This window comes from Streptomyces sp. NPDC058576 (assembly GCF_042718715.1).
Lineage (GTDB): Bacteria > Actinomycetota > Actinomycetes > Streptomycetales > Streptomycetaceae > Streptomyces.
The window spans coordinates 19,285-43,106 of the sequence record NZ_JBHXPF010000043.1 but is presented as its reverse complement, the minus strand read 5'-3'; the positions used below and the strand labels follow the sequence as shown (position 1 = coordinate 43,106).

The following is a 23,822-nucleotide window of genomic DNA, read 5'->3' as shown; positions in this document are numbered from 1 at the left end:
TTCCCCTTTCCGCCCACCCCTCCCCCTCCCGTACGAAGGACACGCACATGCCCCGAACACGCGGCCCGCTCCGCCTCACCTTCCTCGCCGTGACGCTCGGCGCCCTGCTGGCGGTGACGGCGTGCGGCCAGGGCGGCGGCTCCGGCGACGGGGGCGACGGCGGCAAGACGATACGCATCGCCTACCAGGCGTTCCCCAGCGGCGATCTGATCGTCAAGGAGAGGGGCTGGCTTGAGAAGGCGCTCCCCGGCTACGACATCACGTGGACCAAGTTCGACTCCGGGGCCAGCATCAACACCGCGTTCGTCGCCGGGTCCGTGGACCTCGCCGCGATCGGCTCCAGCCCCGTGGCCCGGGGGCTCTCCGCGCCGCTGAACATCCCGTACGAGGTCACCTGGGTGCTCGACGTCGCCGGGGACAACGAGGCGCTGGTCGCCCGCGACGGCTCCAAGGTCTCCTCCGTGAAGGACCTGGAGGGCAAGAAGGTCGCCACCCCGTTCAGCTCCACCTCCCACTACAGCCTGCTCGCGGCGCTCGACCGGGCCGGGGTCGACGCCTCGAAGGTCCAGCTGCTGGATCTGGAGCCGCAGGACATCCTGGCCGCCTGGACGCGCGGCGACATCGACGCCGCCTACGTCTGGCTGCCGACGCTGGAGGAGCTGAAGAAGACCGGCGAGGTCATCGTCTCCAGCCGCGAACTCGCCGCCGGCGGCAAGCCCACCCTCGACCTCGGGGTCGCCTCCACCCGCTTCCTCAAGGCCCACCCCGACGTGCTCCCCGCCTGGCGCAAGGCCCAGGCGCGGGCGCTCGACCTGATCCACGACGATCCCGACGCCGCGTCGGCCGCCGTGGGCAAGCAGCTCGGCATCAGCCCGGACGAGGCGGGGTCCCAGCTGAAGCAGGGCATCTTCCTCAAGCCCGCCGAGCAGGCCGACGCCACATGGCTCGGCGCTCCGGGCGAGGTCGGCGGCCTGGCGGACAACCTGCGCAGCGCCGCGCAGTTCCTCGTCGACCAGAAGCAGATCGACTCCGCGCCGGACATCGAGGCCCTGCGCGAGGCCATCCACGTGGAAGGGCTCAGCGATGCCGTCAGCCCCTGACCTCAGCAAGGCCCCCGAGGCGGCGGCCGGTACGGACGAGAGCACCGGCCCCGTCGTCTCGGTGACGGACGTCCGGCACTCCTACGGCCGGGGCGCGGACGCGGTCACCGCCCTCGGCCCGCTCTCCCTGGAGATCCCGGCCGGGGAGTTCCTGGTCCTCGTCGGCCCCTCCGGCTGCGGCAAGAGCACCCTGCTGCGGCTGATCGCCGGCTTCGAGCAGGCCACCGAGGGCGCGGTCGAGGTCTTCGGAGAGCGCCCCGAACCCGGCGACCAGGCGGGCATCGTCTTCCAGCAGCCGCGCCTCTTCCCCTGGCGGACGGTCGGCGACAACATCGGCCTCGCGCTGAAGTACGCGGGCGTGCCCCGCGCGAGAAGGCCGGAGCGCGTCGCGGGGTTGCTGGCGCGGGTCGGGCTCGCGGACACGGCGGGCCGCCGCGTCTGGCAGATCTCCGGCGGCCAGCAGCAGCGCGTCGCCATCGCCCGCGCGCTGGCCGGCGGCAAGCGGCTCCTGCTGCTCGACGAGCCGTTCGCCGCGCTCGACGCGCTGACCCGGGAGCGGCTCCAGGAGGATCTGCGCACCGTGAGCGCCGAGACCGGGACCACCTCGGTCTTCGTCACCCACAGCGTGGACGAGGCGGTCTTCCTCGGCACCCGGGCGGTCGTCCTCACCAACCGCCCGGGGACCGTCGCCCTGGACATCCCCATCGACCTGCCCCGTACCGGCACCGACCCCGACGAGCTGCGCGGGCTGCCCGAGTACGCCGCGCTGCGCGCCGGGATCGGCACGGCGGTACGCGAAGCGGCCAGCTGAGCCGCACGGCCCCAACCGGCGCCGAGACGCACGGCCCCCACCGGAGGAGGAGAACCTCATGACCACCACCGCACCCCCCGTCCTGCGCGACCACCGCATCCCCGCCGACGGACTGTACGAGGGCCCGCGCGAGCTGCGCCGGGTCCCGGAGGGCTGGACCGACCGCCCGTACGAGCGCTTCCGCCTGGTCCCGCTCGGCCGGGTCATCGGCGCGGAGATCCACGGCGTCGACCTGTCCCGCCCGCTGGAGGCGGCCGTGCGCGCCGAGCTGGACCGGGCGCTGCTGGAGTGGAAGGTGCTGTTCTTCCGCGACCAGCACCTCACCTCGCGGCAGCAGCGGGCGTTCGCCGGGCACTGGGGCGAGCTGGAGACCAACCCGCTGCTCGCCACCGGCGACGACCCGGAGGTGGCCCGGCTCGACCGCACCGCCGTCCCCACCTTCGAGAACGTCTGGCACACCGACGTCACCTTCCGCGAGCGCCCGGCCCTCGGCGCGGTCCTCCAGCTCCGGGAGGTGCCGCCGGTGGGCGGCGACACGCTGTGGGCGGACATGGCGGCCGCGTACGACGATCTCGCCCCGGAGGTGAAGGAGCGCATCGAGGGGGCGCGGGCGGTGCACGACTTCATCCCCGGCTTCTCCCGCTTCTCTCCGCCGGAGCGGCTGGCGGCCCACCAGGAGCAGTTCCCGCCGGTCGAGCACCCGGTGGTGCGCCGGCACCCCGTGACCGGCCGCCGGACGATCTTCGTCAACGCCTCGTTCACCACGCGGATCACGGGGTTCGCGCGGGAGGAGAGCGACCGGCTGCTGCGGCTGCTGTTCCAGCAGGCGCACGCCCCGGAGTTCCAGGTGCGGTTCTCCTGGCGCGCGGGCGACGTCGCGTTCTGGGACAACCGGGCCACCCAGCACTACGCGGTCAACGACTACGCCCCGCACCGCCGGGTCGCCGAACGCGTGGCGATCGCCGGAGACCGCCCCCACTGATCGCCGCGGCCGGGCTGCTTGAATGGAAGGGTGACCCGAGCCTCCCTGGAAAAGCAGCCGCACGAAGTCGCCTCGATGTTCGACGGTGTGGCGGCCAACTACGACCTGACCAACGACGTGATCTCGCTGGGCCAGGCCCGGCTGTGGCGCAAGGCGGTCGCGGCGGCGGTCGACGCCCGCCCCGCGCAGAGGATCCTGGACCTGGCGGCCGGTACGGCGACCTCCTCGCAGCCCTTCGTCAAGGCGGGCGCCTACGTCGTGCCGTGCGACTTCTCGCTCGGCATGCTCAAGGTCGGCAAGGAGCGCCACCCGTGGATGCCGTTCACGGCGGGCGACGGCATGAAGCTGCCGTTCAAGGACGAGACGTTCGACACCGTGACGATCTCCTTCGGGCTGCGCAACATCCAGGACACCGAGGTCGCTCTCCGCGAGCTGTACCGGGTGACGAAGCCCGGCGGGCGGGTCGTGATCTGCGAGTTCTCGCAGCCCGTCTGGACCCCGTTCCGCACGGTCTACACGGAGTACCTGATGCGGGCGATCCCGCCGGCCGCCCGCGCGGTGTCCTCCAACCCGGACGCGTACGTCTACCTCGCCGAGTCCATCCGCGACTGGCCCGACCAGCCCGCCCTCGCCGCACTGCTCCAGAAGGCCGGCTGGTCGAAGGTCGCCTGGCGCAACCTGACCGGCGGCGTGGTGGCCCTGCACCGGGCCACCCGCGCCTAGGGCCTGTCGTTCGGATCAGGCCGGGCTCGCGGGCCCCGGCACGCGCATCTGCGGCGTTGTCGTCGGTCGCCAATGCTCCGCAGTGACTCCCTCCTCCGCCTTGCAGCTGCACGCACCGGACCCCGCTCCCTGATCCGGCCTGATCCGAACGACAGGCCCTGATCCCGCAACGGCCCCGGCCTCACAGCTCCAGCCGGAAGCAGACGGCCTGCTGGCCGCGCGGGGTGTCGTACGACTCGGCCCGCCGCATCCCGAGCCGCTCCGCCACCGCCATCGACCGGGCGTTACGGGAGTGGATCAGCGCGACCACCTCGCCCACCCCCGCCGCCCGCACCCGCTCCAGCGTGGTGCGGGCGGCGGCGGAGGCGTACCCGCGCCCCCAGGCCGGACGGCCGAGGCGCCAGCCGATCTCGGTCGCGCCGACCGGCCCGTAGTGCGTGTGCGGCCACGGCTGCGCCCCGGTGAAGCCGAGGACGGTGTCGTTCTCGTCCGCGAGCGTCCACAGGCAGTAGCCCAGCTCCGCGTCGTGCCGGCGCTGGCGCGCGGTGAGCTCCTCGTACACGGAGAGGTCCGCCCGGCGGCCCCCGAAGAACTCCATCACCTCGGGGTCGTCGAAGACCCGGTGCCAGCTCAGGGCGTCCTCGTCCGTCGGAACACGGAGGCGTACGGCGGGGGCCGAAGCGTGGGGCGTGGCAGGTGCGATCGACATCGGGGAGCCCTTCGGAGGGTTGGTTCGCAGGCACCCATAGACTGCACGGGACATGTGCCGCGCGGCACGCGAATTCGAGTCTTCGGGAGATCCGACCGTGACCGAGCCCCTCTCCGAGCACAGCGCGGACGTGATCGTCGTCGGAGCGGGCCCAGCCGGCTCCACGACCGCCTACTACCTCGCCAAGGCCGGACTCGACGTCCTGCTTCTGGAGAAGACCGCCTTCCCCCGGGAGAAGGTCTGCGGCGACGGGCTCACGCCCCGCGCCACGAAACAGCTCGTCTCCATGGGGATCGACATCTCCGAGGAGGCGGGCTGGCTGCGCAACAAGGGCCTGCGCATCATCGGCGGCGGCGTACGGCTCCAGCTGGACTGGCCGGACCTCGCCTCCTACCCGGACTACGGGCTGGTGCGCAAGCGCGACGACTTCGACGAGCAGCTGGCCCGGCAGGCGCAGAAGGCCGGCGCCCGGCTGTACGAGCGCTGCAACGTGGGCGCGCCCATCCGCGACGAGCGCACCGGCCGCATCACCGGCGTCGAGGCGAGGATCGGCGAGGAGAAGACCCCGGTCACCTTCCACGCCCCGCTCGTCGTCGCCGCCGACGGCAACTCCACCCGGCTCTCCCTGGCGATGGGCCTGCACCGCCGCGAGGACCGCCCGATGGGCGTCGCCGTCCGGACGTACTTCACCTCGCCCCGCCACGACGACGACTACCTGGAGTCCTGGCTGGAGCTGTGGGACAAGCGCGGCGCCGAGGACCGACTGCTGCCCGGCTACGGCTGGATCTTCGGCATGGGCGACGGCACCTCCAACGTGGGCCTCGGCATCCTCAACTCCTCCTCCGCCTTCAAGGAGCTGGACTGGCGCGAGGTCCTCAAGGCCTGGTGCGCCTCGATGCCGGAGGACTGGGGCTACACCCCGGAGAACATGACGATGCCGATCCGTGGCGCGGCCCTCCCGATGGCGTTCAACCGGCAGCCGCACTACACCAAGGGCCTCCTGCTCGTCGGCGACGCGGGCGGCATGGTCAACCCGTTCAACGGCGAAGGCATCGCGTACGCCATGGAGTCGGGCCAGATCGCGGCCGACGTCATCGTCCAGGCCCACGCCCGTGCCACCCCCGCCCAGCGTGAACTGGCCCTGAACAACTACCCGAAGGTCCTCAAGGAGACCTACGGCGGCTACTACACGATGGGCCGCGCCTTCGTGAAGCTGATCGGCAACCCGAAGATCATGAAGGTCGCCACGCAGCGCGGCCTGACCCACCCGCTGCTGATGAAGTTCACGCTCAAGATGCTGGCCAACCTGACCGACCCGCAGGGCGGCGACGCGATGGACCGCATCATCAACGGCCTGTCGAAGGTGGCCCCGAAGGCCTGACAGCGGCCGCGCTTGGCTCCGCGACGGCGGGCGGACCCACTCCGCCCGCCGTCCCGCGCGTCCGCTCGTAGTGGCGGGCCACCCGGGCCCGGTTGCCGCAGGACGGCTTGCACCACTCCTGACGGCCGTGGCTCTTGACGAAGTACCGGACGCAGCGCGGCGCGTGGCAGGCCCGCAGGTGCTCGCGCTGCGGCCCGCTCAGGAAGTCGACGGCGTCGCGCGCCAGCGCCGCCACCAGCCGTACTCCGGGGTCGTCCTCGGTGGACAACAGGCCCGCCGCGGGCGGGCCTTCGGCGGGCCAGCGCAGTTGGGGTGCGACCGGTTCCCGGGCGGCGGCCGCGTTCAGCAGGGCCAGCGCCTCGTCGGCGGGCGGCAGGCGGTGGGCGTCGGCCGGGCTGGGCGGGGCCGGGCTGACCGCCCGTGCGAACAGGGCCCGGACAGCCCGCCGTACGCCGACGACCGCCTCCCTGAGCTCCTCGTCGACGACGCACCCCCCGGTGACGGCGGCCGGCAGACCGGGCTGCTGCCGCAGCCAGTGGTTCGCTCCCCGGACCGTCTCCAGGTCGTCGAGGACTCCACCGTCTCCGTCGTGCCGGATGGTGCCCACCAGCTCCAACACGGGTCGTTGTGCCACTGCTCGCTCCCTCCGCCCCCTCTTGAACGTCCGCCCCTCCCACTCTAGAGTCCTAACGGAAGAACGTGAATTGACATTAGGCAATGGGGGAGGGCCGCACATGCTGCTTGCTCAGATCAGCGATCTGCACCTGGACGGCAGCGAGCGCGCGACACGGCGGGCCGCCCGCGTCATGGACCATCTGCGGGCCCTGCCCCGCCCGGTCGACGCGTTGCTGGTCACCGGGGACATCGCCGACCACGCGGCCGAGGCCGAGTACGAGGAGGCCGTACGCCTGCTGGACGCGCCGTTCCCCGTGCTCGCCTGCCCGGGCAACCACGACGCCTGCCCCGCCTACCGCAAGGCCTTCCTCGGGGAGGCGCCGGACAGCGCGCCGGTCAACCGGGTCCACCGCATCGCCGGATGCGCCGTCCTGATGTGCGACTCCACGATCCCCGGCCGCGACGAGGGACGCCTCGACGCACAGACGCTGGCGTGGATCGACACCACGCTCACCGGGCTGCCCGACGACGTCCCGGCGCTGATCGCCTTCCACCAGCCGCCCGTCGAGCTCCACCACCCGCTGCCGGACGCCGGGATGCTCCAGGAGCCCCAGCGGCTCGCCGCCCTGCTGGCCGCCCACCCCCGGGTCGTCGCCGTCCTCACCGGGCACGCCCACACGGCCGCCGCCTCGGCCTTCGCCGGCCGCCCCCTGATCGTCGGCCCCGCCGTCACCTGGACCCTGCGCCTGCCCTGGGAGGGCGACCTGCCGGCGGACCGGGACCAGCCGCCCGGCCTGGCGTTCCACGTCCTGGGCGAGGACCGGCGGCTGACCACCCACTTCCGCGTCGTCCTCTGACGTGCCCCCACGACACTGCCGAACCAGCCGCTCCGCTTCACACCCGGGTTAATCCTCATCGCCCCAGGTGATCGTGTGCGATGATTTGCGCGCCTGCCGGGCCGTCAACGACCCGGACCGGCCGACGCCTGCCCCGCCCACCGTGGCGACACGCGGCGCGTCACATCTTCTTTGACGCACTCTCACATTGAACGCAGGCCGGCGGGGTACAGAAAAGCCGCTACAGCGCTGCTCGACCCCAAGGACAGACAGAGCCATGACCACCGCTTCCCTGCCCCAGCACCAGGGCCTCTTCCTGGAGCCCCGCTTCACCGTGGACCTGACCGCGCCGGACGACGACGAGGACTTCGACGCCGTGTACGACGCGCTGCCCGCGCCCACCACCTCGGCCAAGGAGCAGGAGCGGCCGAACCGCCGCCCCCGCCGCCGCTGAGCGGCGGGGGCGGCTCCTCCGGCTCTCCGGCCCCGGCCGGGAAACCGCTGGTGGTCCGGCCGCCCGCCCGGTAGCCTCCCCTCCCATGAACAGCCCCGAGTCCGACAGACTCCGGCCACCGGTGCGCCGGTGGCCGTGTTCCCGCTGAGCGTCGCCGGCTGACCCCTGGGGTCCCCGGCCTCCTTCATCACGGTTCCACGCCCGCCGGATCACCGCGGGTACGGGCCGTTCCCCCTCGCGTACGCGCCGAACCACCGCCGTACGCAGGATTCGTGCCACCGGCCGCTCACCGCCGGGCACTCCTGAGCGCCGCCCCCGCCGGGCCCCACAGGCTGCGGCGAGGGCGTCCGCGCGGCCCGTATCCCCGCACCCGGTCTGTCTGTCCACCCGACGGTTCCGTCCAAGGGGCTACTCACCCATGCCATTCGCCGTCTACGTCCTCGGGCTCGCGGTCTTCGCCCAGGGCACCTCCGAGTTCATGCTGTCCGGGCTGCTCTCGGGCATCGCCGCCGACCTCGACGTCTCCCTCTCCGCCGCCGGCCTCCTCACCTCGGCCTTCGCCGTCGGAATGGTGGTCGGCGCACCCCTCATGGCGCTCGCCGGCCGCAGCTGGCCGCGCCGCCGCGCCCTGCTCCTCTTCCTCGCGGTGTTCGTCGCCGTCCATGTCGCCGGCGCTCTCACCCCGAGTTACGGGGTGCTCCTCGCGACCCGCTTCGTCGGGGCCCTCGCCAACGCGGGGTTCTGGGCGGTCGCCCTGACGACCGCCGTCGCGATGGTCCCCGACCGGCTGAAGGGCCGGGCCACCGCCGTGGTGGTCGGCGGCGTGACGATCGCCTGCGTGGTGGGCGTACCGGCCGGCGCGGTGCTGGGGGAGCGGTGGGGGTGGCGGTCGGCCTTCTGGGCCGTCGCGATCGTCTCGCTGCCCGCGTTCCTCGCGGTCCTGCGCTCCATCCCGGGCGGGCGGGCCGACCGGGGCGGCCAGAACGGTACGGGCGTGGGCGCCGCTCCCGTACCCGCTTCCGCTTCCGCTCCCGTGCCCGTGCGCGACGAACTGCGGGCGCTGACCGGGCCCCTGCTGCGGCCGGTCCTGCTCACGATGGCCCTGGTGCAGGGGGCGACCTTCTGCACGTTCTCCTACCTGGAGCCGTTGCTCACCCGGGAGACGGGTCTGGGCGAGGGGTGGGTGCCGGTGTCCCTGGCGCTCTTCGGGGCGGGCTCGTTCGCCGGGGTCACGCTGGCGGGCCGGTTCGCCGACGCCCGCCCGGTCGCCGTCGTCGCCACGGGCATGGCCGCGCTCGCCCTCGGCTGGGCCGCGCTCGCCCTGACGGCGGGCAGCCCGGTGTCGGCCCTCGTGCTGGTGCCGCTGCTCGGCCTGTTCGCCTTCGGCACGGGCACCGCCCTGATCACCCGGGTCCTGGGCCTCGCCCCCGGGGCCCCGACGCTGGCCGGGGCCTTCTCGACGACCGCGTTCAACCTGGGGGCGACGGTGGGCCCGTGGGCGGGCGGTCTGGCCCTGGACGCCGGGTTCGGCTACCGGGCGCCGGTCTGGGTGAGCGCCCTGCTGATGGTCCTGGCGCTGCTCGTCGCCGCGACGGCGACGGCGAAGGGCCGCCGCCCCCGAGCGGGGGAGCGGCGGCCCTCAGCCGTGCACAGGAGCGCCCAGGGGCGCCACGGGTCGCCGGGAGAACACCCGGGGACCCGCTGGTGAATCAGAGAACGCGGACCGCGCCGGTCGGCCGGTCGTAGTCCATGGAGCGCTGCACCGTGCCGGTGCTGGAGTTCTGCGCACCGACGAACTCGCCGCCGCCGACGTAGATCGCCACGTGGTACGCGCTGCCCGCGCCGCCCCAGTACAGGATGTCGCCGGGCAGCAGGTTGTCCAGGGAGACCTGGGTGCCGGCGGTCGACTGCGACTGCGAGACGCGCGGCAGGTCGATGCCCGCCGTGCGGTAGGCGGCCTGGACGAGGCCCGAGCAGTCCCACGCGTTCGGGCCGGTGCCGCCGGAGACGTACGCGTCGCCGACCTGGGCCTTGGCGAACGCCACGATGGAGGCGGCGGAACCGCTCACGTTCGAGGAGGGGGAGGGCGCGGAGGCGGAGCTGCCGGAGTCCGAGGAGCCGGAGGAGGCGCTGAGCGTCGTGCGCTCGGAGGTCCGGGAGGCGCGCTCGGCGCGCTCCTCGGCCTCTGCCTCGGCCTTGGCCTTCGCGGCGGCTTCGGCCTTCTTCTTGGCCTCGTCCTTGCGGACGGCCTCGGCGTGGGCCTTCTTGGCCGTCTTGGCGGCCTTCTGGGCCGCGGCGTCCTCTGCGGCCTGCGTCTCCAGGTCGAGGGCGACCTGCTGGGTGGCCTGAGCGGAGGCGGCCACAGCGGTGGAGAGATCGGCCGTGATCGTGGGCATCTCGATCGTCTGGGTCACCGGCTCGGCCTGGGCCGGACCGGCGGCACCCGCGACCGCGATGGTGCTGAGGACGCCACCGGCAACTCCGGCCCGCAGTGCCGACTTCGAGGCGCGCTGACGGGGCTTCCGGTGGCTGGGTATGTGAGCGGTGTGGGACATGGGTACTAGCGCTATCAGGGCTGTAGGGGTCCCATCAAGAAACGTGTGTTGCGACACAGTTACGTTCGGAATCTGTGAATCCGCTTTCTGAGCGCCTTTATTGACGCCGTAACGGGCAAAACGGGCAGTCGTGATCGGGCCCGTGATCACGGCCTTTCGGTAATACGCCCGAATTGCCCGTCGCTTACCATCCGTTCACACCGATGGCCAAGCCCGGTTTCCTGGGGTGGGGGATCGAGTGGCGCAGGTCACAGTGTGCGTGCGCCGGGGCGGGCAACCCTCGCGGCCGCGACGCGCGTCGGCGTGCGAGGCCGGACCGGAGTGCGGGGCACCGCCGGGCGGGTGATCCGGAACCTCGTGAATGCGTGCACATGTCCCGTCGATTCCCGCCGCCCCTCGTCCGTGTGGGCGTCGAGGTCGGACGGTGCTCTTATCACCCCGGCGCGTCCATCGCCAATTTGCTTGTACGGGCCTTCGATTGATAGCGCCGCACGCTTTTGACCAGCGGTAACACCATCGAATGTCACGTCTCGTGATCACTCGGCCGCTTCGCGTACGAAGATCACCGCTCATACGACTTCATGATCCTTCGTCAGGTGGTGGAGATCACAAAGCCGTTGTCGTACCCCGTGTCGCAGATCACAGGGGACCAGGCATAGGATGCGGGGCAGTCGGGCTTGTGAACTGCCTCACATGTGCACGATCTTGGTGAGGTGGCGAGCCGGTCGCCCGATGCGGTCCAAAGGTCAAGGACGACTGGAAGGAGCGAGGAGCGTGAATGCCTACGCGCCCATCCTCGTGCTCGGCGCCCTCGGGGCAGGGTTTGCGATCTTCTCCGTGGTCATGGCCACGCTTATCGGCCCCAAGCGCTACAACCGGGCAAAGCTCGAAGCGTACGAGTGCGGTATCGAACCCACCCCGACTCCCGCCGGAGGCGGCCGCTTCCCGATCAAGTACTACCTGACGGCGATGCTGTTCATCGTCTTCGACATCGAGATCGTCTTCCTCTATCCCTGGGCGGTCTCCTTCGACGCCCTCGGGATCTTCGGGCTCGTGGAGATGCTGCTCTTCGTGCTCACCGTCTTCGTCGCCTACGCGTATGTATGGCGTCGCGGCGGCCTGGAATGGGACTGAGGGGCTGAGGGGCACACCATGGGACTCGAAGAGAAACTGCCGAGCGGCTTCGTTCTGACCACGGTCGAGCAGGCCGCGGGCTGGGTGCGGAAGTCCTCCGTCTTCCCGGCCACGTTCGGACTAGCCTGCTGCGCCATCGAGATGATGACGACCGGCGCCGGCCGCTACGACCTGGCCCGGTTCGGGATGGAGGTCTTCCGCGGATCGCCGCGCCAGGCGGACCTGATGATCGTCGCGGGCCGGGTGAGCCAGAAGATGGCGCCCGTCCTGCGGCAGGTCTACGACCAGATGCCGAATCCCAAGTGGGTCATCTCCATGGGGGTTTGCGCGTCATCGGGTGGAATGTTCAATAACTACGCCATTGTGCAGGGTGTTGATCACATTGTTCCGGTAGATATCTATTTGCCGGGTTGTCCGCCCCGTCCCGAGATGCTGCTGGACGCCATCCTCAAGCTCCACCAGAAGATCCAGGACGGGAAGCTCGGGGTCAACGCGGAGGAAGCCGCCCGCGAGGCCGAGGAAGCGGCCCTCAAGGCACTGCCCCTGATCGAGATGAAGGGGCTCCTGCGGTGAGCGACAACACCCACGGCGAGGAGCAGAACGGCAACGCCGTACCCGCCCCGCGCGACACCGGCGGCGAGGTCATCCGCGTCCGCAAGGGCATGTTCGGCGCGAACAACGGCGGCGACACCTCCGGCTACGGCGGCCTCGTCCGCACCGTGACCCTGCCGGGAGCCTCCTCCCGGCCCTACGGCGGCTGGTTCGACGAGGTGGCCGACGAGCTCGAAGGGGCCCTGGAGGAACAGGACCTGCTCCCCTCCAACGCCATCGAGAAGACCGTCGTCGACCGTGACGAGCTGACCTTCCACATCGCCCGCGAGCACCTGGTCCAGGTCGCCCGCACCCTGCGCGACGACCCCGCCCTGCGCTTCGAGCTCTGTACCGGCGTGAGCGGCGTCCACTTCCTGGGCGACAAGGGCCGCGAGCTGCACGCCGTCTACCACCTGCGCTCGCTCACCCACGGCCGGCTGATCCGGCTGGAGGTGTCCGTCCCGGACAGCGACCCGCACATCCCGTCGCTCGTCGAGGTCTACCCGACCAACGACTGGCACGAGCGCGAGGCGTACGACTTCTTCGGGCTCGTCTTCGACGGGCACCCGGCCCTGACCCGGATCATGATGCCGGACGACTGGCAGGGCTTCCCGCAGCGCAAGGACTACCCGCTCGGCGGCATCGCCGTCGAGTACAAGGGCGCCCAGATCCCGGCTCCGGACCAGCGGAGGTCGTACTCCTGATGACCACTCCCCACGCGACACCCCGAGCGACCACCGAGGGGACTGTATATACGGTCACCGGCGGCGACTGGGACGAGGTCGTCGAATCCGCCGTCAAGTCCGACGACGAGCGCATCATCGTCAACATGGGTCCCCAGCACCCGTCCACGCACGGCGTGCTGCGCCTCATCCTGGAGATCGACGGCGAGACCGTCACCGAGGCCCGCTGCGGCATCGGCTACCTCCACACCGGCATCGAGAAGAACCTCGAATTCCGCAACTGGACACAGGGCACCACCTTCGTCACGCGGATGGACTACCTGACGCCGTTCTTCAACGAGACGGCGTACTGCCTGGGCGTCGAGAAGCTCCTCGGCATCGAGGACCAGATCCCCGACCGGGCCACCGTCCTGCGCGTCCTGCTGATGGAGCTCAACCGGCTCGCCTCGCACCTCGTGTGCATCGCCACCGGCGGCATGGAGCTCGGCGCGACCACGATCATGATCTACGGCTTCCGCGATCGTGAACTGGTTCTCGACCTCTTCGAGCTCTTCACCGGCCTGCGCATGAACCACGCGTTCGTCCGCCCCGGCGGCCTCGCCCAGGACCTGCCCCCGGGCGCGGTCGACCAGCTGCGCGAGTTCATCAAGACCATGAAGAAGAACCTGCCGGAGTACGACAAGCTCGCCACCGGCAACCCCATCTTCAAGGCCCGGATGAAGGACGTCGGCTACCTCGACCTCACCGGCTGCGTGGCGCTCGGCGCCACCGGCCCGGTGCTGCGCTCCGCCGGCCTCCCGCACGACCTGCGCAAGAGCGACCCGTACTGCGGCTACGAGACCTACGACTTCGACGTCCCGACCGCCGACACCTGCGACTCCTACGGACGCTTCCTCATCCGGCTGGAGGAGATGCGCCAGTCGCTGCGCATCATCGAGCAGTGCATCGACCGCCTGGAGCCCGGGCCGGTGATGGTCGCCGACAAGAAGATCGCCTGGCCCGCCCAGCTCGCTCTCGGCCCGGACGGACTCGGCAACTCGCTCGACCACATCCGGAACATCATGGGCACCTCCATGGAGGCCCTGATCCACCACTTCAAGCTGGTGACCGAGGGCTTCCGGGTCCCCGCCGGACAGACGTACACCGCCGTCGAGTCCCCCAAGGGCGAACTCGGCGTGCACGTCGTCTCCGACGGCGGCACCCGCCCCTACCGGGTCCACTTCCGCGACCCGTCCTTCACCAACCTGCAGGCCATGGCGGCGATGTGCGAGGGCGGCCAGGTCGCCGACGTCATCGTCGCCGTCGCGTCCATCGACCCCGTGATGGGAGGCGTCGACCGGTGACCACCTCACGCCAAGACGTCAGTCTGGGGATGCCGCAGCTCCCCGCCACCCCCTACCCGGCCGAGGTGCGCGCCCGGCTCGACGCGGACGCGAGGGAGGTGCTCGCCCGCTACCCCGGCAGCCGCTCCGCCCTGCTGCCGCTGCTGCACCTCGTGCAGTCCGAGGAGGGATACGTCTCCCGTACGGGCATGGCCTTCTGCGCCGAGACGCTCGACCTCACCACCGCCGAGGTCACCGCCGTCGCGACCTTCTACTCCATGTACCGGCGCAGGCCGAGCGGCGACTACCAGGTCGGCGTCTGCACCAACACCCTGTGCGCGGTCATGGGCGGCGACGCCATCTTCGACACGCTCAAGGAGCACCTCGGGGTCGGCAACAACGAGACCACCGAGGACGGCAAGGTCACCCTCGAACACATCGAGTGCAACGCCGCCTGCGACTTCGCGCCCGTCGTGATGGTCAACTGGGAGTTCTTCGACAACCAGACGCCCGAGAGCGCCACCCGGCTGGTCGACGACCTGATCGCCGGCCGGACCGTCGAGCCCACCCGCGGCGCTCCCCTCTGCTCCTACAAGGACACCGCCCGCATCCTGGCCGGTTTCCCCGACGAGCGCCCCGGCGCCGTCGAGGCCACCGGCGGCGCGGGCCCCGCCTCCCTCATCGGGCTGAAGCTCGCCAAGGGCGAGGCGCTGCCGAAGGCGCGCGTGGTCTCCCCGCGCGCCGGACAGTCCCAGGACGCGCCACCGCACGACGCGCAGGTCCACGATCCGTCGCCGACCGAGCGCCTCAGCTCGCACGACGCACCGCAGCAGACCTCGGCGTCCGACCCGGAGCACCCGGCCGGGCCGACAGCCGAGGAGGGGGAGTGATGACCTTGGCCGCCGAGATCGACCACAACGGGACGAGCCCCGAGAAGCTGCTCGCCCCCGTCCTCTCCGCCTTCTGGGACCAGCCCGCATCGTGGACCCTGGACACCTACCGCCGTCACGAGGGCTACGAGGGTCTGCGCAAGGCCCTCGCCATGGACCCCGACGACCTCATCGCGTACGTCAAGGACTCCGGTCTGCGCGGGCGCGGGGGCGCCGGCTTCCCCACCGGGATGAAGTGGCAGTTCATCCCGCAGGGAGACGGCAAACCGCACTATCTGGTGGTCAACGCCGACGAGTCGGAGCCGGGAACCTGCAAGGACATCCCGCTCCTCTTCGCGAACCCGCACAGCCTCATCGAGGGCATCGTGATCGCCTGTTACGCGATCCGTTCCTCGCACGCGTTCATCTACTTGCGCGGTGAGGTCGTCCCCGTGCTGCGACGACTGCACGAGGCGGTACGAGAGGCGTACGAGGCGGGCTATCTGGGGACGAACATCCTGGGTTCAGGACTCGATCTGGAACTCACGGTGCACGCGGGCGCCGGTGCGTACATCTGTGGTGAGGAAACCGCGCTGCTCGACTCTCTCGAAGGACGGCGGGGCCAGCCCCGGCTGCGGCCCCCCTTCCCTGCGGTCGCCGGTCTGTACGCCTGTCCCACTGTGGTGAACAACGTCGAGTCCATCGCGTCGGTTCCCGCGATCCTGAACAAGGGCAAGGACTGGTTCAAGTCGATGGGCAGCGAGAAGTCCCCGGGCTTCACGCTCTACTCGCTCAGCGGCCATGTCACCAGCCCCGGCCAGTACGAGGCCCCGCTCGGCATCACGCTGCGCCAGCTCCTCGACATGAGCGGCGGCATGCGGGCCGGCCACCGGCTGAAGTTCTGGACGCCGGGCGGCTCCTCGACCCCGATGTTCACCGAGGAGCACCTCGACGTCCCCCTCGACTACGAGGGCGTCGGCGCCGCCGGGTCCATGCTCGGCACCAAGGCGCTCCAGTGCTTCGACGAGACGACCTGCGTCGTGCGGGCCGTCACCCGCTGGACCGAGTTCTACGCCCACGAGTCCTGCGGCAAGTGCACACCCTGCCGCGAAGGGACCTACTGGCTCGTCCAGTTGCTCCGCGACATCGAGTCCGGCCAGGGCGAGATGGCCGACCTCGACAAGCTCAACGACATCGCCGACAACATAAACGGCAAGTCGTTCTGCGCGCTCGGCGACGGCGCGGCCTCGCCGATCTTCTCCTCGCTGAAGTACTTCCGCGAGGAGTACGAGCAGCACATCACCGGCAAGGGCTGCCCCTTCGACCCCGCCCGGTCCACGGCCTGGGCCGACGACAAGAACACCGACGGCAAGAACGCTCACCGGGGGGTGAACGCATGACAGTCACCACGAGTGCGCCCTCCGGGGGCGGCGAGGCGGCCATCCCGCCCGAGGACCTGGTCACGCTGACCATCGACGGCATCGAGATCAGCGTCCCCAAGGGGACCCTGGTCATCCGCGCCGCCGAACTCCTCGGCATCGAGATCCCGCGCTTCTGCGACCACCCGCTCCTCGACCCCGCGGGCGCCTGCCGCCAGTGCATCGTCGAGGTCGAGGGCCAGCGCAAGCCGATGGCCTCCTGCACCATCACCTGCACCGACGGCATGGTCGTCAAGTCGCAGATCACCTCTCCTGTCGCCGAGAAGGCGCAGAAGGGCGTGATGGAACTGCTGCTGATCAACCACCCGCTGGACTGCCCCGTCTGCGACAAGGGCGGCGAGTGCCCGCTCCAGAACCAGGCGATGTCGCACGGCGAGGCCGACTCCCGGTTCGAGGGCAAGAAGCGGACCTTCCAGAAGCCCGTCCCGATCTCCACCCAGGTGCTGCTGGACCGTGAGCGGTGCGTGCTCTGCGCGCGCTGCACCCGGTTCTCCAACCAGGTGGCGGGCGACCCGATGATCGAGCTGATCGAGCGCGGCGCGCTCCAGCAGGTCGGCACCGGTGAGGGCGACCCCTTCGAGTCGTACTTCTCCGGCAACACCATCCAGATCTGCCCGGTCGGCGCGCTGACCTCGGCGGCGTACCGGTTCCGCTCCCGCCCCTTCGACCTGGTCTCCACCCCCTCGGTGTGCGAACAGTGCTCGGGCGGCTGCTCGACCCGCACCGACCACCGGCGCGGCAAGGTCATGCGGCGCCTCGCGGCCAATGAGCCCGAGGTCAACGAGGAGTGGCTCTGCGACAAGGGGAGGTTCGGCTTCCGCTACGCCCAGCAGCGCGACCGCCTCACCACCCCGCTGGTCCGCAACGCCGACGGCGAGCTGGAACCGGCGAGCTGGCCCGAGGCGCTGGAAGCCGCGGCGGCCGGACTCCTCGCCGCCCGCGGCCGTACCGGCGTCCTCACCGGCGGCCGGCTGACCGTCGAGGACGCCTACGCGTACAGCAAGTTCGCCCGGGTCGCCCTCGACACCAACGACATCGACTTCCGCTCCCGGGTCCACAGCGCCGAGGAGGCCGACTTCCTGGCCGCCCGGGTCGCCGGACGCGGCCTGGACCTGGACGGCGCGGGCGTCACGTACACCGCGCTGGAGAAGGCCCCGGCGGTCCTCCTCGTCGGGTTCGAGTCCGAGGAGGAGGCCCCCGGCGTCTTCCTCAGGCTGCGCAAGGCCCACCGCAAGGGCGGCCAGCAGACGTTCGCGCTCGCCTCGCACGCCACCCGGGGCCTGGTGAAAGCGGGCGGCACTCTGCTGCCCGCCGCCCCCGGCACCGAGACCGAGTGGCTCGACGCGCTCGCGGGCGGCGTCGGCCTGGAAGCCGAAGGAGCGGCGGCCGCCGAAGCGTTGCGCGCCGAGCACTCCCTGATCATCGTCGGGGAACGGCTCGCGGGCGTGCCCGGCGCACTGTCCGCCGCGATCCGCACCGCCAGCGCCACCGGCGCACGCCTGGTGTGGATTCCGCGCCGGGCGGGCGACCGGGGCGCGATCGAGGCGGGCGCACTGCCCTCGCTGCTGCCCGGCGGCCGTCCGGCCACCGACCCGCGCGCCCGCGACGAGGTCGCTGAGCTGTGGCGGCTGGCCGAACTGCCCTCCCGGCACGGCCGCGACACCGGCCAGATCGTCGAGGCCGCCGCCACCGGAGAACTGGGCGCGCTGCTCGTCGCCGGGGTCGGCGTCGAGGACCTGCCCGACCCCGCTCGCGCCCTCCAGGCGCTGAACGAGGTCGGCTTCCTGGTCTCCCTGGAGCTGCGGCCGAGCGCGGTCACCGCCCGGGCGGACGTGGTCTTCCCGGTCGCCGCCGTCGCGGAGAAGTCCGGCACCTTCCTCAACTGGGAGGGCCGGGTCCGGATGTTCCAGGCCGCGCTGAAGCCGGAGCAGATGCCCCGGACGCTCGCGCCGACCGACTCCCGGGTGCTGCACATGCTGGCCGACGCCATGGACGTGCACTTCGCGCTCCCGGACCTGACCGCCGCCCGCCGCGAGCTGGACCGGCTCGGCGGCTGGGAGGGCGGCCACGCGGAGGACCCGCGCGAGAACGCGCAGCCGCTGCCCCGCCCCGGCGACGGCGAGGCGGTCCTGGCGGGCCACCGGATGCTGCTCGACCTCGGCCGGCTCCAGGAGGGCGACACCGCCCTCGCCGGAACCCGGCACGCGGCCGTCGCCCGGCTCTCGGCGGTCACCGCCGCCGAGTCCGGAGTCAAGGACGGCGACCTGCTCGCCGTCACCGGACCCGCCGGCACCGTCGAACTGCCCCTCGCGGTCACCGACATGCCGGACCGGGTGGTCTGGGTGCCGCTGAACTCGGTGGGACGCGGCATCCCCGCCGACACCGGCGTGAACCCGGGCGGCCTGGTGCGGATCGGCCCCGCCGCCGCGCCGGGCGCACCCGTCGAACCATCGGAGGTACGAGCGTGACTGGCCTCGCCGCACTCACGACGGCGCCCGAGAGCGTCGTCCTCGCCGCCGAGGATCTCTCGATGTTCGGCACCGACCCCTGGTGGCTCGTCGCCATCAAGGCGGTCTTCTGCTTCGCGTTCCTGATGCTGATCGTGCTGTTCTCCATCGTGTGGGAGCGCAAGGTCGTCGCCTGGATGCAGTTGCGCATCGGCCCCAACCGGCACGGGCCCTGGGGCCTGCTCCAGTCGCTGGCCGACGGCATCAAGCTGATGCTGAAGGAAGACGTGATCGTCAAGCGCGCGGACAAGGCGGTCTACGTCCTCGCGCCGATCCTCGCCGCGATCCCCGCCTTCATGGCGATCGCCGTGATTCCCTTCGGCCCGGCAGGCAACGAGGTCTCCATCTTCGGGCAGCGCACCACGATGCAGCTCACCGACCTCCCGATCGCCGCGCTCTACATCCTGGCCGTCGGCGCGGTCGGGGTGTACGGATTCGTCCTCGGCGGCTGGTCCTCGGGCTCGACGTACCCGCTGCTCGGCGGAATCCGCTCGTCCGCCCAGATGATCTCGTACGAGATCGCCATGGGCGCGGCCTTCGCCTCGGTCTTCCTCTACTCCGGGTCGATGTCCACCTCGACGATCGTGGACGCACAGGCGGACCGCTGGTACATCATGCTGCTGCCGGTCTCCTTCATCATCTACATGGTCACGATGGTCGGTGAGGCCAGCCGGGCGCCGTTCGACATGCCGGAGTCCGAGGGCGACCTGGTCGGCGGCTTCAACACCGAGTACAGCTCCATCAAGTTCGCGATGTTCATGCTCGCCGAGTACATCCACATGGTCACGGTGTCGATGATCGCGGTGACGCTGTTCCTCGGCGGCTGGCGGGCTCCGTACCCCGTCTCCGCGTTCTGGGAGGGTGCGAACCACGGCTGGTGGCCGATGCTCTGGTTCTTCCTGAAGCTCCAGTTGCTGATCTTCTTCTTCATCTGGCTGCGCGGCACGCTTCCCCGCGTGCGCTACGACCAGCTGATGAAGCTCGGCTGGAAGGTCCTCATCCCGGTCTCGATCGTCTGGCTGATGCTCGTGGCCACCGTCCGGGCGCTGCGCAACGAGGGCTACGACTTCTCGCGGATCGTGCTGTACGTGGGCGCCGTCGTGATCGCGATCCTGCTGATCTCCTTCGTCGTCGACATGTTCCGCGACCGCAGGAACCGGGTCGAGACGGAAGCGGCCGGACCGGAACCCGCCTTCGACCCGATGGCGGGCGGCTTCCCGGTGCCTCCGCTGCCCGGACAGACACTGCCGCCCGTGCCCAGGCGCAGGCCACGACGGGAGCGCGAGCTCGTTGTCAGTGGCGGGGCGGATACTCAGAGTGACGACAGCGCGAGTGACGGAAAGGAGGCCGGCGGTGTCTGAGAAACCAGAGCTCACGGGCTCATCGGGATCCGCCGAGCCCTCGGGGGGCTCGGGCGACAAGTTCCAGAACCCCGTGGCCGGCTTCGGCGTGACCTTCAAGGCCATGTTCAAGAAGCGGCTCACCGAGCAGTATCCGGAGACGCCGAAGGTGACGGCGCCCCGCTTCCACGGCCGCCACCAGCTGAACCGCCACCCGGACGGACTGGAGAAGTGCGTCGGCTGCGAGCTGTGCGCCTGGGCCTGTCCGGCGGACGCGATCTACGTGGAGGGCGCGGACAACACCGAGGAGGAGCGCTACTCCCCGGGCGAGCGCTACGGCCGCGTCTACCAGATCAACTACGCGCGCTGCATCCTGTGCGGACTCTGCATCGAGGCGTGCCCCACCCGGGCGCTGACCATGACGAATGAGTTCGAGCTCGCCAACACCACCCGCGAGAGCCTCATCTACACCAAGGACGAGCTGCTCGCGGGCCTGGAGGAAGGCATGGTCGACAGCCCGCACGCGATCTTCCCCGGCATGGACGAACAGGACTACTACCGGGGCGTGGTCACGGAGGCCGCCCCCGGCACCGTCCGGCAGACGGCCGTGTCCAAGGGCGAGGGCGACAAGCCCGACGAGGACCCCATCGAGTCCACCCGGGCCGCCGACGCCACCCGGCACGACAAGGGGGTGGGCGCGTGAACGCGCTGGCCGCAGCCACCACCACCTCGACCGGCGAGGCCATCCAGTTCTGGATCCTGGGCACCGTCGCCGTGATCGGCGCGCTCGCCACGGTGCTGATGAAGAAGTCCGTGCACAGCGCCCTGTCGCTCGCCGGGACCATGATCATCCTCGCGGTCTTCTACCTCGCCAACGGCGCGTACTTCCTCGGCATCGTCCAGATCGTCGTCTACACCGGCGCGATCATGATGCTGTTCCTCTTCGTCGTCATGCTCGTCGGCGTCACCGCGGCGGACTCCCTCAAGGAGACTCTCAAGGGACAGCGCTGGCTGGCCCTCGGATGCGCCCTCGGCTTCGCCGTGCTGCTGATCGCGGGCATCGGCAACGCCTCCCTGAGCACCTTCAACGGGCTCGGCGCGGCCAACGCCCGGCACGGTGGCAACGTCGAGGGAATCGCCAACCTCATCTTCACCAAGTACGTCTTCGCCTTCGAGATCACGGGCGCCCTGCTGATCACCGCGACCGTCGGCGCGATGGTGCTCACTCACCGCGAGCGCACCGAACGGGCCAAGACCCAGCGGGAGATGTCGGAGGAGCGCGTACGCGGCAAGCACCTCCCGCCGCTCCCCGCCCCCGGCGTCTACGCCCGGCACAACGCGGTCGACATCCCCGGTCTGCTTCCCGACGGCACAGCGTCCGAGCTCACCGTCATGCAGACGCTGCGTCAGCGCGGCCAGATCCGGGACGTCTCGCAGGAGTCCCTCGCCGATCTCAAGGCCCTGGAGCAGCGCTCCGGGGAGCGGCTCGGACGTGAGGACGCGGACGCCGTGACACGCGGAGCCGGTTCCGCGTCCGCGGCGGAGAATTCGGAGGCCGCCAAGTGAACCCGGTCAACTACCTCTACCTCGCGGCCCTGCTGTTCGCGATCGGCGCCTCCGGGGTGCTGATCCGGCGGAACGCGATCGTGTTGTTCATGTGCGTCGAGCTGATGCTCAACGCCTGCAATCTGGCGCTCGTCACGTTCTCCCGGATGCACGGCAACCTGGACGGGCAGATCGTCGCGTTCTTCACGATGGTCGTCGCCGCCGCGGAAGTCGTCGTCGGACTCGCGATCATCGTGTCGTTGTTCCGCTCCCGCCACTCGGCCTCGGTCGACGACGCCAGCCTGATGAAGCTGTAAGGGGTCGGAAACGTGGAGAACCTGATTGCGCTGCTCGTCGCGGCGCCCCTGCTCGGAGCGGCGGTCCTGCTCTGCGGCGGACGCCGGCTGGACAAGACGGGCCACTGGCTCGGCACCGCGCTCGCCGGCGCCTCGTTCGTCGTCGGACTGATCCTGTTCACCGACATGCTGGGGAAGGGCGCCGAGGACCGGGCCCTGCACCAGCACCTGTTCAGCTGGATTCCGGTCGAGGGCTTCCAGGCCGACATCGCCTTCCAGCTCGACCAGTTGTCGATGACGTTCGTCCTGCTGATCACCGGTGTGGGCACGCTGATCCACATCTACTCCATCGGCTACATGGAGCACGACGAGCGCAGGCGCCGCTTCTTCGGCTATCTCAACCTGTTCCTCGCGGCGATGCTCATCCTGGTCATCGCCGACAACTACCTGCTGCTGTACGTCGGGTGGGAGGGCGTCGGTCTGGCGTCGTTCCTGCTGATCGGCTTCTGGCAGCACAAGCCCACCGCGGCCACCGCCGCGAAGAAGGCCTTCCTGGTCAACCGGGTCGGCGACATGGGCCTGTCGATCGCGATCATGCTGATGTTCACCACCTTCGGCACCTTCGCCTTCGGGCCGGTGCTGGAGTCGGCGGACGAGACGAGCCAGGGCAAGCTGACGGCCATCGGGCTGATGCTGCTGCTGGCCGCCTGCGGCAAGTCGGCCCAGGTGCCGCTGCAGTCCTGGCTCGGTGACGCGATGGAGGGCCCGACCCCGGTTTCGGCTCTCATCCACGCCGCGACCATGGTCACCGCCGGTGTCTATCTCATCGTCCGCTCCGGCGCGATCTTCAACGCCGCCCCGGACGCCCAGCTGGTCGTCGTCATCGTCGGCGCGGTCACGCTGGTCTTCGGTGCGATCGTCGGTTGTGCGAAGGACGACATCAAGAAGGCCCTCGCGGGCTCCACGATGTCCCAGATCGGCTACATGATCCTGGCCGCGGGCCTCGGCCCCATCGGCTACATCTTCGCGATCATGCACCTGGTGACGCACGGCTTCTTCAAGGCCGGGCTCTTCCTCGGCGCGGGCTCCGTCATGCACGGCATGAACGACGAGGTCGACATGCGCAAGTACGGCGGCCTGCGGACGTACATGCCGGTCACCTTCGTCACCTTCGGCCTCGGTTATCTGGCCATCATCGGCTTCCCCGGCCTCTCCGGCTTCTTCTCCAAGGACAAGATCATCGAGGCGGCCTTCGCCAAGGGCGGCGCCGAGGGCTGGATCCTCGGCTCCGTGGCCCTGCTGGGCGCCGCGATCACCGCGTTCTACATGACGCGCGTGATGCTGATGACCTTCTTCGGCGAGAAGCGCTGGCAGCCGGACGCGGAAGGCCACGAGCCGCACCCGCACGAGTCCCCGAAGTCGATGACGATCCCGATGATCGTGCTGGCCTTCGGTTCGGTCTTCGCCGGCGGGTTCTTCGCGATCGGCGACCGGTTCGTCAACTGGCTGGAGCCGGTCACCGGTTACGACCACGGGCACTCCCCGCTGAGCGCGGCCACGGTCACCGGAGCCACGGTGGTGGCGCTGGTCATCGGCGTCGGCATCGCCTGGGCGATGTACGGGCGCAAGCCCGTGCCCGTCGTCGCCCCGCGCGGCTCGGTCCTCACCCGGGCCGCCCGTCGCGATCTCCTCCAGGACGACTTCAACCACGTGGTCCTGGTCCGCGGCGGCGAGCACCTCACCCGCTCGCTGGTCTACGTGGACCACTCCCTGGTCGACGGCGTCGTCAACGGCACGGCCGCATCGGTCGGCGGGCTCTCCGGCCGGCTGCGCAAGCTCCAGAACGGCTACGCCCGCACCTACGCGGTCTCGATGTTCGGCGGTACGGCGGTCGTCATCGCCGCGACCCTGCTGATGAGGGCGGTCTGAT

23 protein-coding genes are annotated in these 23,822 nt (G+C 70.7%); 20 read left to right on the top strand and 3 right to left on the bottom strand.

Going from position 1 to position 23,822, the window contains the following annotated elements; genetic code table 11:
• Nucleotides 1-47 precede the first annotated feature (47 nt).
• From ACFWRV_RS26095 to ACFWRV_RS26080, 4 genes are read left to right on the top strand one after another with little or no spacing between them, the layout of a single operon-like run.
• Nucleotides 48-1,100, top strand: coding sequence for an ABC transporter substrate-binding protein (locus ACFWRV_RS26095; RefSeq protein ID WP_384338168.1), 1,053 nt, complete (start codon nucleotides 48-50; stop codon nucleotides 1,098-1,100).
• Nucleotides 1,084-1,911: an ABC transporter ATP-binding protein gene (locus ACFWRV_RS26090; RefSeq protein ID WP_384338167.1), complete on the top strand. Its 828-nt coding sequence runs from the start codon at nucleotides 1,084-1,086 to the stop codon at nucleotides 1,909-1,911. The genes ACFWRV_RS26095 and ACFWRV_RS26090 overlap by 17 nt, the downstream gene beginning before the upstream one ends.
• Before the next feature lie 58 nt (nucleotides 1,912-1,969).
• Nucleotides 1,970-2,893, top strand: a complete 924-nt coding sequence (locus ACFWRV_RS26085) for a TauD/TfdA dioxygenase family protein (protein WP_384338166.1) — start codon at nucleotides 1,970-1,972, stop codon at nucleotides 2,891-2,893.
• 30 nt (nucleotides 2,894-2,923) lie between these two features.
• Nucleotides 2,924-3,616, top strand: a complete 693-nt coding sequence (locus ACFWRV_RS26080; protein WP_384338165.1) for a demethylmenaquinone methyltransferase — start codon at nucleotides 2,924-2,926, stop codon at nucleotides 3,614-3,616.
• A gap of 181 nt (nucleotides 3,617-3,797) precedes the next feature.
• Here ACFWRV_RS26080 and ACFWRV_RS26075 read toward each other — a convergent pair whose 3' ends face one another.
• Complete coding sequence (locus ACFWRV_RS26075) at nucleotides 3,798-4,325, bottom strand: GNAT family N-acetyltransferase (protein WP_384338164.1); 528 nt, start codon at nucleotides 4,323-4,325, stop codon at nucleotides 3,798-3,800.
• A 97-nt stretch (nucleotides 4,326-4,422) separates the two neighbouring features.
• On the opposite strand from ACFWRV_RS26075, the gene ACFWRV_RS26070 reads away from it, so the two are divergent.
• Complete coding sequence (locus ACFWRV_RS26070) at nucleotides 4,423-5,706, top strand: geranylgeranyl reductase family protein (protein ID WP_384338163.1); 1,284 nt, start codon at nucleotides 4,423-4,425, stop codon at nucleotides 5,704-5,706.
• Here ACFWRV_RS26070 and ACFWRV_RS26065 read toward each other — a convergent pair.
• Nucleotides 5,672-6,340 carry a CGNR zinc finger domain-containing protein gene (locus ACFWRV_RS26065; RefSeq protein WP_384338162.1) on the bottom strand — a complete coding sequence of 223 codons (669 nt, stop codon included), beginning with the start codon at nucleotides 6,338-6,340 and terminating at the stop codon, nucleotides 5,672-5,674. The genes ACFWRV_RS26070 and ACFWRV_RS26065 overlap by 35 nt on opposite strands.
• A 100-nt stretch (nucleotides 6,341-6,440) precedes the next feature.
• Here ACFWRV_RS26065 and ACFWRV_RS26060 point away from each other — a divergent pair, with 100 nt between their 5' ends.
• The 3 genes from ACFWRV_RS26060 (at nucleotide 6,441) to ACFWRV_RS26050 (ending at nucleotide 9,319) form a co-directional block, all read left to right on the top strand.
• On the top strand, nucleotides 6,441-7,178 hold the full coding sequence (locus ACFWRV_RS26060) for a metallophosphoesterase (RefSeq protein ID WP_384338161.1): 738 nt from the start codon (nucleotides 6,441-6,443) through the stop codon (nucleotides 7,176-7,178).
• Between the two features lie 256 nt (nucleotides 7,179-7,434).
• Entirely contained in the window at nucleotides 7,435-7,611 is a 177-nt protein-coding gene (locus tag ACFWRV_RS26055; protein WP_384338160.1) for a hypothetical protein, read from the top strand.
• A 418-nt stretch (nucleotides 7,612-8,029) separates the two neighbouring features.
• Nucleotides 8,030-9,319, top strand: coding sequence for a Cmx/CmrA family chloramphenicol efflux MFS transporter (locus tag ACFWRV_RS26050; RefSeq protein ID WP_384338159.1), 1,290 nt, complete (start codon nucleotides 8,030-8,032; stop codon nucleotides 9,317-9,319).
• Between the two features lies 1 nt (nucleotide 9,320).
• On the opposite strand, the gene ACFWRV_RS26045 is transcribed toward ACFWRV_RS26050, so the two are convergent.
• On the bottom strand, nucleotides 9,321-10,166 hold the full coding sequence (locus tag ACFWRV_RS26045) for a C40 family peptidase (protein ID WP_384338158.1): 846 nt from the start codon (nucleotides 10,164-10,166) through the stop codon (nucleotides 9,321-9,323).
• Between the two features lie 774 nt (nucleotides 10,167-10,940).
• On the opposite strand from ACFWRV_RS26045, the gene ACFWRV_RS26040 reads away from it, so the two are divergent.
• Genes ACFWRV_RS26040 through nuoL form a run of 12 tightly spaced genes read left to right on the top strand, consistent with a single transcriptional unit; the run spans nucleotide 10,941 to nucleotide 23,821 of the window.
• A complete protein-coding gene (locus ACFWRV_RS26040) occupies nucleotides 10,941-11,300 on the top strand; it encodes an NADH-quinone oxidoreductase subunit A (RefSeq protein WP_003967084.1) in 360 nt (119 codons plus the stop codon).
• Nucleotides 11,301-11,318: 18 nt separating this feature from the next.
• Entirely contained in the window at nucleotides 11,319-11,873 is a 555-nt protein-coding gene (locus tag ACFWRV_RS26035; RefSeq protein WP_018490715.1) for an NADH-quinone oxidoreductase subunit B family protein, read from the top strand.
• Nucleotides 11,870-12,595, top strand: coding sequence for an NADH-quinone oxidoreductase subunit C (locus tag ACFWRV_RS26030; RefSeq protein ID WP_384338157.1), 726 nt, complete (start codon nucleotides 11,870-11,872; stop codon nucleotides 12,593-12,595). Before ACFWRV_RS26035 ends, ACFWRV_RS26030 begins: the two co-directional genes overlap by 4 nt.
• Complete coding sequence (locus ACFWRV_RS26025; RefSeq protein WP_384338156.1) at nucleotides 12,595-13,917, top strand: NADH-quinone oxidoreductase subunit D; 1,323 nt, start codon at nucleotides 12,595-12,597, stop codon at nucleotides 13,915-13,917. Before ACFWRV_RS26030 ends, ACFWRV_RS26025 begins: the two co-directional genes overlap by 1 nt.
• Nucleotides 13,918-13,946: 29 nt before the next feature.
• Nucleotides 13,947-14,786 carry an NADH-quinone oxidoreductase subunit NuoE gene (gene nuoE, locus ACFWRV_RS26020; RefSeq protein WP_384338188.1) on the top strand — a complete coding sequence of 280 codons (840 nt, stop codon included), beginning with the start codon at nucleotides 13,947-13,949 and terminating at the stop codon, nucleotides 14,784-14,786.
• Complete coding sequence (gene nuoF / locus ACFWRV_RS26015; RefSeq protein ID WP_384338155.1) at nucleotides 14,783-16,165, top strand: NADH-quinone oxidoreductase subunit NuoF; 1,383 nt, start codon at nucleotides 14,783-14,785, stop codon at nucleotides 16,163-16,165. Before nuoE ends, nuoF begins: the two co-directional genes overlap by 4 nt.
• The gene (locus ACFWRV_RS26010) at nucleotides 16,162-18,672 is read left to right on the top strand and encodes an NADH-quinone oxidoreductase subunit G (protein ID WP_384338154.1); all 2,511 of its coding nucleotides are present in this window, start codon (nucleotides 16,162-16,164) and stop codon (nucleotides 18,670-18,672) included. The genes nuoF and ACFWRV_RS26010 overlap by 4 nt, the downstream gene beginning before the upstream one ends.
• Nucleotides 18,669-20,072, top strand: coding sequence for an NADH-quinone oxidoreductase subunit NuoH (gene nuoH, locus ACFWRV_RS26005; protein WP_384338153.1), 1,404 nt, complete (start codon nucleotides 18,669-18,671; stop codon nucleotides 20,070-20,072). The genes ACFWRV_RS26010 and nuoH overlap by 4 nt, the downstream gene beginning before the upstream one ends.
• Complete coding sequence (gene nuoI / locus ACFWRV_RS26000; protein ID WP_384338152.1) at nucleotides 20,065-20,754, top strand: NADH-quinone oxidoreductase subunit NuoI; 690 nt, start codon at nucleotides 20,065-20,067, stop codon at nucleotides 20,752-20,754. The genes nuoH and nuoI overlap by 8 nt, the downstream gene beginning before the upstream one ends.
• Nucleotides 20,751-21,617 (top strand): NADH-quinone oxidoreductase subunit J, encoded by an 867-nt coding sequence (locus ACFWRV_RS25995; RefSeq protein ID WP_384338151.1) that lies wholly within the window; start codon nucleotides 20,751-20,753, stop codon nucleotides 21,615-21,617. Before nuoI ends, ACFWRV_RS25995 begins: the two co-directional genes overlap by 4 nt.
• The gene (nuoK, locus tag ACFWRV_RS25990; RefSeq protein WP_205080985.1) at nucleotides 21,614-21,913 is read left to right on the top strand and encodes an NADH-quinone oxidoreductase subunit NuoK; all 300 of its coding nucleotides are present in this window, start codon (nucleotides 21,614-21,616) and stop codon (nucleotides 21,911-21,913) included. Before ACFWRV_RS25995 ends, nuoK begins: the two co-directional genes overlap by 4 nt.
• 12 nt (nucleotides 21,914-21,925) lie before the next feature.
• Nucleotides 21,926-23,821, top strand: coding sequence for an NADH-quinone oxidoreductase subunit L (nuoL, locus tag ACFWRV_RS25985; RefSeq protein ID WP_384338150.1), 1,896 nt, complete (start codon nucleotides 21,926-21,928; stop codon nucleotides 23,819-23,821).
• The last annotated feature ends 1 nt before the right edge of the window (nucleotide 23,822 follow it).

What these genes read in the sequence shown, in the direction of transcription:
- ACFWRV_RS26010 (WP_384338154.1), top strand. Translation starts at nt 16,162, where the DNA reads ATGACAGTCACCACGAGTGCGCCCTCCGGGGGCGGCGAGGCGGCCATC.
- ACFWRV_RS26090 (WP_384338167.1), top strand. Translation starts at nt 1,084, where the DNA reads ATGCCGTCAGCCCCTGACCTCAGCAAGGCCCCCGAGGCGGCGGCCGGT.
- ACFWRV_RS26035 (WP_018490715.1), top strand. Translation starts at nt 11,319, where the DNA reads ATGGGACTCGAAGAGAAACTGCCGAGCGGCTTCGTTCTGACCACGGTC.
- ACFWRV_RS26095 (WP_384338168.1), top strand. Translation starts at nt 48, where the DNA reads ATGCCCCGAACACGCGGCCCGCTCCGCCTCACCTTCCTCGCCGTGACG.
- ACFWRV_RS26060 (WP_384338161.1), top strand. Translation starts at nt 6,441, where the DNA reads ATGCTGCTTGCTCAGATCAGCGATCTGCACCTGGACGGCAGCGAGCGC.
- ACFWRV_RS26075 (WP_384338164.1), bottom strand. Translation starts at nt 4,325, where the DNA reads ATGTCGATCGCACCTGCCACGCCCCACGCTTCGGCCCCCGCCGTACGC.
- ACFWRV_RS26045 (WP_384338158.1), bottom strand. Translation starts at nt 10,166, where the DNA reads ATGTCCCACACCGCTCACATACCCAGCCACCGGAAGCCCCGTCAGCGC.
- ACFWRV_RS26025 (WP_384338156.1), top strand. Translation starts at nt 12,595, where the DNA reads ATGACCACTCCCCACGCGACACCCCGAGCGACCACCGAGGGGACTGTA.
- ACFWRV_RS26050 (WP_384338159.1), top strand. Translation starts at nt 8,030, where the DNA reads ATGCCATTCGCCGTCTACGTCCTCGGGCTCGCGGTCTTCGCCCAGGGC.
- nuoE (WP_384338188.1), top strand. Translation starts at nt 13,947, where the DNA reads ATGCCGCAGCTCCCCGCCACCCCCTACCCGGCCGAGGTGCGCGCCCGG.
- ACFWRV_RS26055 (WP_384338160.1), top strand. Translation starts at nt 7,435, where the DNA reads ATGACCACCGCTTCCCTGCCCCAGCACCAGGGCCTCTTCCTGGAGCCC.
- ACFWRV_RS26085 (WP_384338166.1), top strand. Translation starts at nt 1,970, where the DNA reads ATGACCACCACCGCACCCCCCGTCCTGCGCGACCACCGCATCCCCGCC.